Origin of the sequence: Camelimonas lactis (assembly GCF_004342915.1) — a bacterium.
GTDB classification, from domain to species: Bacteria; Pseudomonadota; Alphaproteobacteria; order Rhizobiales; family Beijerinckiaceae; genus Camelimonas; species Camelimonas lactis.
On the sequence record NZ_SLWL01000004.1, the window covers coordinates 237,100 to 250,118 of the forward strand.

At 67.6% G+C, this 13,019-nt stretch carries 13 protein-coding genes; 5 read left to right on the forward strand and 8 right to left on the reverse strand.

Annotated elements, in window-relative coordinates:
- Positions 1-325 precede the first annotated feature (325 nt).
- The 4 genes from EV666_RS07045 to EV666_RS07060 are packed head-to-tail and all read right to left on the reverse strand — an operon-like array spanning position 326 to position 4,035.
- Positions 326-928: an ABC-type transport auxiliary lipoprotein family protein gene (locus tag EV666_RS07045; RefSeq protein WP_245514271.1), complete on the reverse strand. Its 603-nt coding sequence runs from the start codon at positions 926-928 to the stop codon at positions 326-328.
- Entirely contained in the window at positions 928-2,040 is a 1,113-nt protein-coding gene (locus EV666_RS07050) for an MlaD family protein (protein WP_132005173.1), read from the reverse strand. Before EV666_RS07050 ends, EV666_RS07045 begins: the two co-directional genes overlap by 1 nt.
- A 3-nt stretch (positions 2,041-2,043) precedes the next feature.
- The gene (locus EV666_RS07055) at positions 2,044-2,835 is read right to left on the reverse strand and encodes an ABC transporter ATP-binding protein (protein ID WP_245514278.1); all 792 of its coding nucleotides are present in this window, start codon (positions 2,833-2,835) and stop codon (positions 2,044-2,046) included.
- A gap of 60 nt (positions 2,836-2,895) precedes the next feature.
- Positions 2,896-4,035: an ABC transporter permease gene (locus EV666_RS07060; RefSeq protein WP_376885338.1), complete on the reverse strand. Its 1,140-nt coding sequence runs from the start codon at positions 4,033-4,035 to the stop codon at positions 2,896-2,898.
- A gap of 338 nt (positions 4,036-4,373) precedes the next feature.
- Between EV666_RS07060 and dgcA the strand changes: the two genes are divergently transcribed.
- Positions 4,374-5,396: an N-acetyl-D-Glu racemase DgcA gene (gene dgcA, locus EV666_RS07065; protein ID WP_132005176.1), complete on the forward strand. Its 1,023-nt coding sequence runs from the start codon at positions 4,374-4,376 to the stop codon at positions 5,394-5,396.
- A gap of 126 nt (positions 5,397-5,522) precedes the next feature.
- Positions 5,523-6,389, forward strand: a complete 867-nt coding sequence (locus EV666_RS07070; protein ID WP_132005179.1) for a hypothetical protein — start codon at positions 5,523-5,525, stop codon at positions 6,387-6,389.
- A gap of 450 nt (positions 6,390-6,839) precedes the next feature.
- Here EV666_RS07070 and EV666_RS07075 read toward each other — a convergent pair whose 3' ends face one another.
- Positions 6,840-7,979: a glycosyltransferase family 4 protein gene (locus EV666_RS07075; RefSeq protein WP_132005182.1), complete on the reverse strand. Its 1,140-nt coding sequence runs from the start codon at positions 7,977-7,979 to the stop codon at positions 6,840-6,842.
- Positions 7,980-8,053: 74 nt separating this feature from the next.
- The gene (locus tag EV666_RS07080) at positions 8,054-8,899 is read right to left on the reverse strand and encodes a UDP-2,3-diacylglucosamine diphosphatase (protein ID WP_132005185.1); all 846 of its coding nucleotides are present in this window, start codon (positions 8,897-8,899) and stop codon (positions 8,054-8,056) included.
- Between the two features lie 210 nt (positions 8,900-9,109).
- Here EV666_RS07080 and EV666_RS07085 point away from each other — a divergent pair, with 210 nt between their 5' ends.
- From EV666_RS07085 to thiD, 3 genes are all read left to right on the forward strand, one after another.
- Positions 9,110-9,886: an SDR family oxidoreductase gene (locus EV666_RS07085; RefSeq protein ID WP_132005188.1), complete on the forward strand. Its 777-nt coding sequence runs from the start codon at positions 9,110-9,112 to the stop codon at positions 9,884-9,886.
- A 226-nt stretch (positions 9,887-10,112) separates the two neighbouring features.
- Positions 10,113-10,586, forward strand: a complete 474-nt coding sequence (locus EV666_RS07090; RefSeq protein WP_132005191.1) for a VOC family protein — start codon at positions 10,113-10,115, stop codon at positions 10,584-10,586.
- Between the two features lie 93 nt (positions 10,587-10,679).
- Complete coding sequence (gene thiD / locus EV666_RS07095) at positions 10,680-11,492, forward strand: bifunctional hydroxymethylpyrimidine kinase/phosphomethylpyrimidine kinase (RefSeq protein WP_132005194.1); 813 nt, start codon at positions 10,680-10,682, stop codon at positions 11,490-11,492.
- 237 nt (positions 11,493-11,729) lie between these two features.
- Here thiD and EV666_RS07100 read toward each other — a convergent pair whose 3' ends face one another.
- Positions 11,730-12,506 (reverse strand): cytochrome b/b6 domain-containing protein, encoded by a 777-nt coding sequence (locus tag EV666_RS07100; RefSeq protein WP_132005197.1) that lies wholly within the window; start codon positions 12,504-12,506, stop codon positions 11,730-11,732.
- A gap of 7 nt (positions 12,507-12,513) precedes the next feature.
- Positions 12,514-12,978 carry a c-type cytochrome gene (locus tag EV666_RS07105; RefSeq protein WP_245514272.1) on the reverse strand — a complete coding sequence of 155 codons (465 nt, stop codon included), beginning with the start codon at positions 12,976-12,978 and terminating at the stop codon, positions 12,514-12,516.
- Positions 12,979-13,019: the final 41 nt, after the last annotated feature.

Sequence of the window (13,019 nt, forward strand, 5' to 3'; positions counted from 1 at the left end):
CGGCCTGACGGGAAAGCCGCTGCCGGCGGCCATGGCGCGCATCAGCAATCGCCGGACCACCCTCGCGACCGACCTGGACGGTTTCGCGGCTGCGCGGTTGCTTCCGGGCAGCGCCTGGCATGGACGTGATCTTCGTCAGGGAGCAGGGTCAGCCCAACGCCGGCCAGTGATCAGGCCAGACGGGGGCCGCCGGTCAGCGCGCAGGGCGGCCCCCGGTAGAGGCGACAGGACGCCCGGAGGCGGAAGGCGGCGCGCGGCCATGGCGCGACGCCCCGGTCACGGGGAGCGGCGTTTCGCCTGCGGCTGATCCGCCGGGAAGATGCGTCTAGCGCCGCCCGCCCGAGGCCCAGCGGACGATCTGCACCAACACCTGCTGCTGGGCTTCGTCCAGGGCGCGGGTGGCGCTGGCGGCGTCGATGGCGCCGTTCACCGGAACCTCGGCGCGGAAGATCCGGGCGGCGGTCACCGGGCCGCTGGCCTGGACGATGCGGGCGGTGATTTCCACCACCGCCACTTGGCGCGTGGCGTCGATCTCGAAGGCGCGCAATTCGCTCGCCAGCATGGCGCCGGCGTTGGCCAGGGTGGAGGGGCGGCCGACGGTGGCGATGCGGCTGCCGTTCTCGAAAGTCTGGATCAGGCGCGCCTGCACCAGCGCCGGCAATTTGTCGGACCACTGGCCGCCGCCAACGAAGCTGACCGAGGCGCCCTGACGCACGATGATGCGTTCGCTGTTGATTGGCTGCAGCGCCACCGGCTCCGTCACCGCCAGCTGGCCGCCACCGCCGAGACGACCGAAATCGCGGGCCGCTGACAGGTCAAAGGTCGCCGGCGCGGGGCCGCCGCCGCAGCCGGCGAGCAGCAGGACGCCGCCAAACGCGAACGCGAGCCGCGCTGGATGCAGGGCGCGCATGTCAGAGGCCTTCCACATTACTGACGTCCGTTAAATTGCGGGATCGACGGCTTCGCCCCAAAGATGAACTGCTGCGGATTCTGGTTGATGCTGCGCAGGGTCCGGTTGATCTCGCCCAAGGTGCGCTGGCTGTCCACGGTCAGGTTGCGCACCTCGCCGAGGCCAGAGCCGGTGAAACGGTTGAGCCCGGCGGTGATCTCGGCCGTGCGTTTGTCCAGGTTCTGGGCCAGCTGGCGAATGGAGTTGGCCGCCTGGGTAATGGCGTCGACCGCGCCCTGGCCGTTGGTGGAGCCAAGGAAGCTCTGGACCGCCTTCAACACGCCCTCGACCTGATCGGAGGCCTTGTTGATCTTGGCGGTGATGGACGCAACGTTGTCGACAGTCTTCTGGACATTGGCGCTGGAATTGCCAAGCGCCGCCGTGAATTTGTCGGCGTTGGCGACGATGTCGCGCACCTGTTTCGCATCAATCTCGCGGGCGATGCCATCAAGGCTCCCCGCCAGCGCCTTCACCTGGTCGGCGGCGGGACCAACACTGGACAGGAACCGGTTCACGCCATCCGAATTGTCGCCGAGCGCCTTCGAGAACCGGTTGATGTTCTGGATGGTGTCGTCGATGGCGGCCTGGTTCTGGTCGATGATGACCGTCAGCTTCTCCGCCACCTCATTGGCGCGCCTGGCGACATTGCGGGCGCTTTCCAGAATGTCCTGAAAGTCAGAACGTTCGGCCCGGATGGTGCAGTCCGGGTCGGGGCACGGCTTGACCACCTGCGAATCCACGGACCCGCCCACGAGCGCGACAGAGCCCACGCCAGAGACGATCTGCACGTCCAGCAGGGCCCGGGTGTCCTTGCGGATCTGCACGTCGCGGCTGATGTCAATCGTCGCGATCACCAGGCGCGGATTCTCCGGATCGAACGACACGGCCCGCACCTCGCCCACCCGGATGCCATTGAAGGTCACGAGCGATCCGGGGCCAAGACCGGAGACGGAGCCGGTGAAGGCTACCTTGTAGGTATAGCGGGAATTGGCGTTCTGGCCGCCGCTGAACCAGTAGACGAACAGGAAGCCCGCGGTGATGACCGCAAGGGTAAACAGGCCGATCAGAGCGTAGTTGGCGCGCGTTTCCATGCGTCAGTTTCCCGCGCTGAACGCGGCCCGGGCCCGCTTGCCATGGAAGTATGCCTTGAGCCAGGGATTCGTCGAGGCCAACATTGTCTCTATCGTTCCCTCTGCGATGATCTTCCCCTCGCCCAGCGCGGCGATGCGGTCACATACCGAATGGAGACTGTCCAGGTCGTGGGTTACCATGAAAACAGTCAGGCCCAAAGTTTGCTGCAAAGTAGAAATCAGTTCATCGAACTCACCGGCGCCGATGGGGTCAAGGCCCGAGGTCGGTTCGTCGAGAAAGACAATATCCGGATCCAGCGCCAGGGCGCGGGCCAAAGCCGCGCGCTTGATCATGCCGCCGGAAAGGTCCGAGGGAAATTTGTCGGCCGCGTCGGGGCTGAGGCCAACCATTTCGATCTTCAGCATGGCCAGCTCATCGAGCAGGCGTTCGGACAGGTGAAGATACTCGCGCATCGGCACCTGGACGTTCTGCTTGACGGTGAGCGAGGAAAACAGCGCCCCCTGCTGGAACAGCACCCCCCAGCGCTGCTCAATGGCCTTGCGCGCGGCGCGCGACAACCGGTCGAGGTCCTCGCCGAACACCTCGATCTTGCCGGCGCGCTTGGGCACCAGCCCGAGTATGGCGCGGGTCAACACTGATTTTCCCGTGCCGGAAGCACCGACGAAGCCGAGGATTTCACCACGACGCACATCGAGATTAAGGTGCTTCATGATGGTCTTGGGTCCAAAACCAACCTCCAGATCAGTGACCCGGATCACCACCTCGGCGTCCGGCCCGGCGAGGCGGCGCGCCATTTCCCGCGGCGGCTGGGTTGCTGGCTGTAACGCCGCGTCGCTCATCCGCGCCCCCTTTCCTCAATAGTTGATCGCGGCGAAGAACATGGCGAACAGCCCGTCCACCACGATCACCATGAAGATCGACTTCACCACCGAGCTGGTGACCTGACGGCCGAGGGACTCCGCCGAGCCCTGCACTTCAAGCCCCTCCTGGGTGGCGATGACGCCGATGACCAGCGCCATGAACGGCGCCTTGATCAGGCCGACGAGGAAGGTGCTCATGCCCACCGCCTGTTGCAGGCGCACGAGAAAGATTTCCGGCGGAATACCGCCATAGAGCCACGACACCAGACCGCCGCCAAACAATCCGGCCATGGCCGAAATGAAGGTGAGCAGCGGCAGGGAAATGATGATGGCGAAGATGCGCGGCAGCACCAGCACCTCGATGGGATCGAGGCCCATGACGCGCAGGGCGTCGACCTCCTCCCGCATTTTCATCGACCCCAGCTCGGCGGTGAAGGCCGAACCCGAGCGGCCCGCGACCATGATCGAGGTCAGCAACACGCACAATTCGCGCAAGGTGAGGATGCCGACCAGATTGACGACAAAGGCCTGGGCGCCGAAGCGTTGCAGCTGGAACAGGCCCTGCTGGGCGACAATGCAGCCAACGAGGAAGGAAATCAGGACGACGATCGGCGCGCCGCGAAATCCGACCATGTCCATGTGGTGGACGACGGATGTCAGGCGAAAGCGCGCCGGATGCAGGCAACCGCGAAAGATCGCCGCCACGACCTCGCCAAGGAAACTGACGCCCTTGACCAGATCGCGGCCGGCCTGGACGACGCTTTCGCCCACCTGGGCAAGGAAATCAATAATGCCGGAGCGACGCGGGGGCGGCGGCGTTTCCTGGAAGCCGCGATAGGCCACCTCATCCAGCAGCACCCGATGCTCCGGCCGCGCGCCAACGAAATCAGCGTGCGCGCCCAGCTCGCCAATCTGGTGGCGGGTGCGATCAAGAACCCAGGCGCCCAGGGTATCCAGCGAGGCAATGCCGGACAGGTCGAAGATGACCTGCCCCGCGCCCTGCTTCTCCTGCATGATGGCGGCGGCGGCCTGCTCAACAGGCCCGGCGTGCGCCGACGTCCAGACGCCGGACAGGACAGCCCTCAACTCATTGCCGCGCCGTTCGATTTCCGCCTGTGGCTCATCAACCGTCACAGAAGGCGCATCCCCTGGCTGGCAGGCGCGGTGCGCCTGGGAAAAGCATTCCGTGCAGAAATGCCCCGTTCGACAACAGGCGCAGTCGCCGGCCGGCGGGGCAAACGCGCGCTCACCTGACGCAGATCAGGCCGTTGAGAAATAACGGCCGCGCGCCAGCATGTCGAGCGCGGGCGGGGCACAGGGGCGAACATACAGCCCGGATTATTTACCTGTCGACAATAGACTGCCGGAATCAGTTATCCAAAATCAGTTCGCGATCAGTTTCGCGATCGGTTTTCCTGGCGTTGACGATCGGGCGCATGGCGCCGGAGCATCCGCTGGCAAGGGTCCCGGCCATGACAGAGCACCTTCCGCTTCATCCGCCCGCGCGGCGCGTCCTCAGCGTCACCGTCGAGCGTTTCCCGATCAATGGCAGCTTCACCATCGCCAGGGGCTCGCGGACGGAGGCGGTGGTCGTCGTGGCGCATCTGGCGGAGAACGGCGTGGCGGGACGCGGCGAATGCGTGCCTTACGCCCGCTATGGCGAGAGCATCGACAGCGTGGTCGCGGCGATCGGTGCGGCGCGCGCCGCCGTGGAAGCCGGCGCCAGCCGCCAGCAATTGCTGGCGCTGCTGCCCGCCGGCGCGGCGCGCAACGCGGTGGACTGCGCCCTGTGGGACCTGGAAGCGAAGCTTACCGGCGCGCCAGCCCACGTGCTGGCCGGGCTTGACCGCATCAGACCGGCGACCACCGCCTTCACCATCAGCCTCGGCGCGGCGGAGGTGATGGCGGCCGGGGCGGCGGCGGCGATCGAGGCCGGGCGGCCGGTGCTGAAGATCAAGCTCGGCGCGCCAGAGGGCGATGCGGCGCGCATCCGGGCCGTGCGCAACGCCGCGCCGGAGGCGACGTTGCTGGTGGACGCCAACGAGGGCTGGCGCCTGGCCGATCTGCCGCGTCTGTTCGACGCCTGCGCCGGGGCCGACGTGGCGCTCATCGAGCAGCCGCTGCCGGCGGCGGAGGACGCGGCGCTGGCCGGCCTCGCGCGGCCCGTGCCGTTATGCGCCGACGAGAGCGTCCACACCCGCGAGGGCCTCGCCGCCCTGCGCGACCGCTATGATGCGGTGAACATCAAGCTGGACAAGGCTGGCGGCCTCACCGAAGCGCTAGCCATGGCGCGCGAAGCCGGGGACATGGGCTTTGGCCTGATGGTCGGCTGCATGGTCGGCACGTCGCTGGCGATGGCGCCGGCCATGTTGCTGACCCCGCGCGCCCGGTTCGTCGATCTGGACGGGCCGTTGCTGCTGGCGCACGACCGGGAGCACGGCCTGGTTTACGATGGCGCCGTGGTGTGGCCGCCGGAACGGGCGCTGTGGGGATAGGGCGCCGCCAACCCGGTTGAACCGGCGGCGTTAAGGCTTTGTTAGCCATGGCCGCGTCAATATTTCCAGGCTGGACCAGCTTTATCGCCGGTCTTTCCGCACCTGCGCAACCACACGGGCCGCCCCATGAGCATCCAGGATATCGCGACGTCGACGCAATTGACGGACGATGAATATCTGCCGATCTGGACCGCCCTGATGGAAACGGCGCGCGGTCGCAGCTTCCTGCGCGAATTCGCCCGCCGCACGCGCTCATCGGAAACGCGGACGCTGCTGGACGCGGTGCAGAAGCTGGAGCACGCCCTGCTCGACGCAAGACAGGGCGCCGTCGCCGCGGCCCCTGCCCGGCGGGCAGACGGTGAAGCCGTGCGTTTGCAGGCCGCCATCGCCCAGGCCGTGCCGGCGCTGGAATACGCGGCGCGCATCGGCGCCCGCGCCCGCGCCGACCTGCAGGCGGCGGCGGATGACATTCAGGCGGCGGGCAACGCCCTGCGGTCGCTGATCGACACCGGGATGGACGATGACTGCGCGGCGCGCGCGCGGCGCGCCTGCGACAGCATCGACGCGCGGGTGCTCGATATGGATGAGATCATCGCCGTGCAGCAGCTTGGCGACGAGCAGGCGGTCAGCGCCACGGCCACGCTGGCGGAACTGGTGACGGCGACGCCCCAAAGCGACGTGGCGACGCCTGAAGCGCCCGCCATGCGCCGCCAGCCTCCCCCGGCGTCCACCCACGCCAGCGCGCCGCAAGCCCGCGCAACGCCCGCAACTCCCGCTGGCGCGCGCCCTGCCGGCGGCCAGCCCGCCGCGCCAAATCCGGGGACGGCGAAGCCCGCCGCGCCCGCGCCACGACCGGTTCGCCATGAGGCTCCGGCCGCTGGACATGGCCAGGAAGAGCACCCGGCGGTTCAGAAACTGATTCAGGAAATCACCGCCAGGTTGCTGAACGACCAGGATATGGGCCCTGCCGCTCCCGGCCGGGCGCGCCGGTAGGATCTGGTCAGAGGTTGATTCACGGAACGGCGGCAACGGACTGATTTTATTGGTGATACGGGCGCGCCGGATTATCCGGCGTCCAGGCGGGCGCGTGGCGTCCGCCGCGGCGCATGGACGCCCGCGACACGCGCGGGGCCTTCGCGAAACCATCGCAGGCGATCGCCGGTAGCCGCTGCCGAGCTGAATCAACCGGCGCGCTTATGTGGCGGGGGCTGAGTCCTTTTTTGCACGGCTGGCGCGCCTGGATGCAGGCGGGGGTCGCTGGCGCATGGCAAGGACGGATGGCGCCTTGGGAACCAGAATCCTGAAATAGCCCTATCAAATTGAATTCAAAGAATTTTTCAATATTTCCACCTTCCCGGAACACTGATTCATGCAACGCCGGCAAGGCTCTGGACCATCAAGGTTTTCCTGTTTGCATAAACCGCCCCTGCCTGAACCGTTGGATCACGGCCAGGGCGACCTGCCGTCCTGATCTGGAGCCAGCATCAACGGGAAAGGCGGCCGGCGCTCCTGCGAACCTGACGCATCTTGCGGGCCTGGCGCATCTTGCAAGCCTGGCGCATCTTGCGGGCCTGATTCAACGGCGGCGTGGGCGGCAATGATATTGTTGAAGAACTGGCCGGCGCTGGCGCGCCAGGTGAAGCGTTCGCCCCAGGCGCGGCAGAGCGCGGGATCAATCCGGAGCGCGCGCAGGGCCGCCGCCCGCAGGTCTTCATCCAGGGCGCCGGCGCCGGAATCGCCGATGACATCGCGTGGACCGGTCACCGGAAAAGCCGCGATCGGCAGTCCGGACGCCAGCGCCTCCAGCAGGACAATGCCGAAAGTGTCCGTGCGGCTGGGAAAGACGAACACGTCGCAGGCGGCGTAAACCTCAGCCAGCGCCTCGCCGGTCAGGACGCCAGGGAAGCAGGCGTCCGGCCAGGCCCGCGCCAGTTCCGCCCGGGCCGGACCATCGCCGACAATCACCTTGGTTCCCGGCAGATCGAGCGACAGGAACGCGTCGAGGTTTTTCTCCACCGCCACCCGGCCGACATAGAGGAACAGCGGCCCGGCCAGACCCGGCAGCCCCTTGCGGCGCGGCCGGAACAACACGCCGTCGACGCCGCGCGACCAGTGCATGACATTGCGAAAACCGCGCCCCTGCAACTCGCGCGCCAGGCTGGGGGTGCTGACCATCACCCCGGCGCCGGAATTGTGGAAGCGACGCAGCAAGCCGTAGATCAGCCCCTCCGGCGCCGGCATGCGGGCGGCGACATATTCGGGAAAGCGCGTGTGATAGCTGGTGGTGAACGGCCGGCCCGTCGCCAGGCAGGCGGCGCGCACGGCGCGCCCCACCGGCCCTTCCGTGGCGATATGGACATAATCCGGTTGCAACGCCGCCAGCCGGCGCTGCATGGCGCGTCCGGTGGTCAGGGCGAGGCGGATTTCCGGGTAGCCCGGCATCGGCAAGGTGCGAAACTGGTCGGGCGTGATGAAATGCACCCTGGCGCCGAAACCGGCGGCATGGGCCGCCATATTCTCGAGCGAACGGACAACGCCGTTGACCTGGGGGCGCCAGGCGTCGCTGGCGATGACAATATGCATGGGCCCTGCCTGGCAAACGGGAAACAGTTATGGCGGGCGGCGGCGCGACGGGCGCGGCCGGGGCAGACCAGCGGCTACGCCGCCTTGCGGGGCGCGACGGCGCTGCTCACCGCGACAGCGGGCAGGGCCGCGGCGGCGCGGGCCTCGCGCTCACGCACGATGTCAGCCCAGCGCAGCAGTTCGTAGCGCCCGTCATAATGCTCCACCAGGGCGGTGCAGCTTTCCACCCAATCGCCGGTGTTCATGTAGCGGACGCCAAAGCGGTCGTGCATGGCGGCGTGATGGATGTGGCCGCAGATGACGCCGTCGACCGCGTGACGGCGCGCCTCGCTGGCCAGCAATTCCTCGAAGCTGCCAATGAAATTGACCGCGTCCTTGACCTTCAGCTTGGCCCAGGCCGACAGCGACCAGTAGGTCAGGCCGAGTTTGCGGCGGGCCACGTTGAGCCAGGTATTGGCCATGAGCGCCGCCGCATAGGCGCCGTCACCCAGAAAGGCCAGCCAGCGGGCATGGCGCATGACAATGTCGAACTGGTCGCCATGGATCACCAGCATGCGGGTTCCATCGGCGGATTCATGCACCGCGCGATCGCAGATTTCGATGTCGCCGAAATTGCTTCCCACATAGTCACGCAGGAATTCATCATGATTGCCAGGCACGTAGATCAGCCGCGCGCCCTTGCGCACCTTGCGCAGCAGCTTCTGCACCACGTCGTTATGCAACTGCGGCCAGTACCAGCCGGAGCGCAGCCGCCAGCCGTCGATCATGTCGCCAACCAGATAGATCACGTCGGCGTCGTAATGGCGCAGATAGTCGAGCAGCATCGCGGCCTGGCAGCCGCGCGTGCCCAGATGGGCGTCGGAAATGAACATGGCCCGCACCCGGATGACGTCATCGTCGGGCTTTGCCGTCTGGTCCATGGCCAATGCCCTGCCTCCTGTCGCTGGAGAACGCGCCAGTGTCTGGCGGGACGCGCCTGACGTTCTGGCGCCGCGCGCGCCCGCCGTCATGCGTCCTGCCGTCATGTATGACGGCGGCGGTTGTCACTCTGATGACAGGCGGGGCATTGACCGGCGGACGGGCTAGGCGTCTGATCGCTGCCGGACAGACGAAGGAACGGGGAAAACGCCATGGATCTGGGCATTGCCGGCCGCAAGGCCATCGTTTGCGCCTCCAGCAAGGGGCTGGGGCGCGCCTGCGCCGAAGCGCTGGCGGCGGCGGGTTGCCATGTGGTGATCAATGGCCGCGACACGGCGACGCTGACGGCCACGGCGGAAGCGATTCGCGCGGCCGGCGGCGCGGCGACGGCGGTGGCGGCGGATGTTTCGACGCCCGAGGGCCAGCAGCGCCTCGTGGCCGCCTGCCCCGACGCCGACATCCTGGTCAACAATAACGCCGGGCCGCCGCCGGCCAGCTACACGACGCTGGATCGGGAGAAGATCCTGCGCGGCGTCACCCAGAACATGGTGACGCCGATCGAACTGGTGCAGGCGCTGGCGCCTGGCATGGCGGAGCGCGGCTTCGGACGCATCGTCAACATTACCTCGGCCTCGGTGCTGACGCCGCTCGAGGGGCTGGACCTGTCGTCCGGCGCGCGCGCCGGCCTCACCGCCTTTCTGGCTGGCGTGGCCCGGCAGCTGGCGCCGCGCGGCGTGACGGTGAACCACATCCTGCCAGGCGCCTTCGCCACCGACCGGCTGACCGGCATCATGCGCGGCGCGGCTGAAGCCGCCGGGCGCGACGCCGCCGCCGTGGCGCGTGAGCGGGCGGCGGCGATTCCCGTTGGCCGCTTTGGCGAGCCCGACGAGTTTGGCAAATTGTGCGCCTTCCTCTGCAGCGCGCACGCTGGCTACATCACCGGCCAGAATTTCCTGATCGACGGCGGGGCGTTCCGCGCGGCGTTCTGATGGCGTGACGCGGCCGTGGGTCATCCGCGCGGCGCTGCGGCGGGTAGCTGCGCGGGGAACATGCGGGAAACAAGGGCGGCCGGCGCGCGTTGCGTCTGTATTCCGGGGTGGGGGTTGGGGTTGGCGGCTGGTGTTGTCGTCACCCCGCTCCGGCGCCCCTCAACACCGGCCAGCGCAACAGGCGCTCCAGCGCCGGAGAGGCGCCGTTCCCGCGAAAGGACAAGCGATGCACAAGAACACGATCTGCCTCTGGTACGACAAGGACGCCGAGGCGGCGGCGCGCTTTTACGCTGCGACCTTTCCCGACAGCGCCGTAACCGCCGTTCACCACGCGCCCAGCGACTACCCATCCGGCAAGAAAGGCGATGTGCTGACCGTTGAATTCACCGTCGCCGGCGTCCCCTGTCTGGGGCTCAACGGCGGTCCGGCGTTCAGACACAGCGAAGCCTTTTCGTTCCAGATCGCCACCGACGATCAGGAGGAAACCGACCGCTACTGGAACGCCATTGTCGCCAATGGCGGCGAGGCAAGCGCCTGTGGCTGGTGTCGGGACCGGTGGGGCGTCTCGTGGCAGATTACCCCACGGACGCTGAGCGCGGCGCTGGCGGCGGGCGGCGAAGAAGCGCGGCGCGCCTTCGAGGCGATGATGAACATGACCAAAATCGACGTGGCGGCGATCGAGGCGGCGCGGCGGGGCTGACGCCCGGCCCGCGCCCGGATTTGCGGTTTTGCCATTGGGCGGGCAAAAAGCGGGGCGCCGTTACATGCGGGATTGTTTTGCCGGGAGTTCACCTTGACCGCCATCGCCGTCACCATTGCAGGATCGGATTCAGGCGGCGGCGCCGGAATCCAGGCGGACCTGAAGACGTTTTCCGCGCTCGGCGTCTATGGCGCCAGCGTCATCACCGCCCTCACCGCCCAGAACACCCTGGGCGTGCAGGGCGTATGCGATACGCCGCCGGACTTCGTGACCGCCCAGATCGATTCGGTGTTCAGCGATCTGCCGGTCAATGCGGTGAAAATCGGCATGCTGTCCAACTCCGGAACCATCCGCGCCGTGGCCGATGGCCTGCGTCGCCATGCGCCGCAGCACGGCATGCGGCCGGTGGTGCTCGACCCGGTGATGGTGGCGACCAGCGGCGACCGGTTGATCAGCGAAGACGCGGTGGCGACCCTGCGGCAGGAGCTGCTGCCGCTCGCCACCCTGCTCACCCCCAACATGCCCGAGGCCGCCGCTTTGCTCGGCGAAGCCGTCGCCGCCAGCGATGCGGAGCTGGAGCAGCAGGGCGCGCGCCTGCTGGCGCTGGGGCCGCGCGCGGTGCTGGTGAAGGGCGGACACGGCGCCGGGCCGGAAAGCACCGACGTGCTGGTGACCGCGCACGGCGTCCGGCGTTTCAGCGCGACGCGCATCCACACCCGCAACACCCACGGCACCGGCTGCACCCTGTCATCGGCCATCGCCGCGCTGTTGGCGAAAGGCGCGACGCTGGAGGCGGCGGTGGCGGGCGGCAAGGCTTATCTGACCGAAGCGCTGGCGGCCGCTGACCAGTTGCAGATCGGCGGCGGCCACGGACCGGTGCACCATTTTGCTGGCGTCTGGCGTTGAGAGACGCGCCCCTGGGGCTGGAGCGCTGGGGGGTGTGAAAAGCCGCCCGGTCGCAACCCGTAACCCTTAAAAGGGTGGACGCCCGCAGGCGCGGGCATGGCGCGCCTGAACGGCGCATGCCGACGCCTTGATCCGCGGCCGGCCCGGGCGCTGATCAGGACATGAATCTGGGCATGAATCTGGACATGGAGCGCGGCGGCGAGAGCGAAACCATTCCCCAGAAAGCAGCCCGCTTTCTCAGAGCTTGCCGCCGCCGAGGAACAGACCGCCGAAGACGACGATGAGCGCCGCCGCGAGGCAGAGAATGGCGCGGAGGGTCAGGGCGCGGGCAGGAATTCGCGCCGCGACATGGGATTGCCCGGCGACATCGTCGGCGTAATCGCCGGCGGGTTTGACGCCGGTAACCATGGCCGTCACCAGGCGGTCGCGCCGGACGAACTGGTAGAACAGATTGACCAGCACGTGGATGGCAATGAACGCCAGCAGAATATTGGCGCCCCGATGGTGCCAGCGTTGCAGCCCGGCCTTCCATGCCGGCGACTCCTCCAGCATGTCGAAATGACCGAACGGCCCGCCAAAAATGCCATTGGAGTCAGCCGTGAACAGGCCCGACAGGGCTTGGGCCGCCAACAACAGGAGCAGCGCCGACACCATGAGGGCGCCGAACGGATTGTGCCCCAGAAACTTCGGCGCCCGGCCACGGGCGAGTTGCCCGGCATAACGCAGGATGGCGCCCGGCGACGGGATAAAGCTGGCGAAGCGCGCGGTGGCGCTGCCGGCGAAGCCCCACAGCAGCCGGAAAACCAGCAGGACCAGTATGCCGTAACCGCACCAACGGTGCCAGCGCATGGTCGGGTCCGCCGATGGGCTCATCTGCCACTGGGTGTAATAGGCGCCGCACACCAGCGCCAGCTGCGCCCAGTGATAGAGCCGGATCGGCGCATCCCAGACGGCAATCCGGGAAGCCTGCGCCGCCGCCTCCCCGCCGCTGGCGGGCGCTGTCCCACCTGTCATCGCCGCCTCAGGTCGGTTTGCGATAAATCTTGTGGCAGGCGCCGCAATTTCCCAGCACCCTGGGCATGGCGGCGCGGAAGCTGTCCATATCCTTGATGGAGACGATGGCGGCGGCGGCGTCCTTGCCCAACGTGTCGAACCGGCCGGTGAAATCGGCCTTGTCTTCCCAGACCTTCGGCAGGGCGCCCGTATCGCCGGCCTTCGACGTCTCGGGGAACAGGCCGCCCAGCTTCGCAGAATTGGCGGCGACGACGGCAAGCCCTTCCTTCACCCTGGCCAGATCCAGCGGCGTTTCACCCTTCAGCATCTGCCCTGGAGCCTTCAGCGCGCCGGCCATCTGCTTGAACAGCGCCTTGCGGGCGGCGACGGGATCTTCCTGGGCGACGACCGCAGTGGCCCCCGCGCCAAGCAGCATGGCGAGGGCAAGACCGCAGAGCATGCGTTTACCAGACAGGATATGTGTTTTCGTCATCTACTGTCGCCTTCCCGTATGAACCAGGACTATGCCCGACG

Excerpts from the sequence above, each read along its gene's own strand:
- EV666_RS07045 (WP_245514271.1), bottom strand. The coding sequence starts at position 928 with ATGTGGAAGGCCTCTGACATGCGCGCCCTGCATCCAGCGCGGCTCGCG.
- EV666_RS07050 (WP_132005173.1), bottom strand. The coding sequence starts at position 2,040 with ATGGAAACGCGCGCCAACTACGCTCTGATCGGCCTGTTTACCCTTGCG.
- EV666_RS07055 (WP_245514278.1), bottom strand. The coding sequence starts at position 2,835 with ATGGCGCGCCGCCTCGCCGGGCCGGACGCCGAGGTGGTGATCCGGGTC.
- dgcA (WP_132005176.1), top strand. The coding sequence starts at position 4,374 with ATGACAGAGCACCTTCCGCTTCATCCGCCCGCGCGGCGCGTCCTCAGC.
- EV666_RS07070 (WP_132005179.1), top strand. The coding sequence starts at position 5,523 with ATGAGCATCCAGGATATCGCGACGTCGACGCAATTGACGGACGATGAA.
- EV666_RS07075 (WP_132005182.1), bottom strand. The coding sequence starts at position 7,979 with ATGCATATTGTCATCGCCAGCGACGCCTGGCGCCCCCAGGTCAACGGC.
- EV666_RS07080 (WP_132005185.1), bottom strand. The coding sequence starts at position 8,899 with ATGGACCAGACGGCAAAGCCCGACGATGACGTCATCCGGGTGCGGGCC.
- EV666_RS07085 (WP_132005188.1), top strand. The coding sequence starts at position 9,110 with ATGGATCTGGGCATTGCCGGCCGCAAGGCCATCGTTTGCGCCTCCAGC.
- EV666_RS07090 (WP_132005191.1), top strand. The coding sequence starts at position 10,113 with ATGCACAAGAACACGATCTGCCTCTGGTACGACAAGGACGCCGAGGCG.
- EV666_RS07100 (WP_132005197.1), bottom strand. The coding sequence starts at position 12,506 with ATGACAGGTGGGACAGCGCCCGCCAGCGGCGGGGAGGCGGCGGCGCAG.
- EV666_RS07105 (WP_245514272.1), bottom strand. The coding sequence starts at position 12,978 with ATGACGAAAACACATATCCTGTCTGGTAAACGCATGCTCTGCGGTCTT.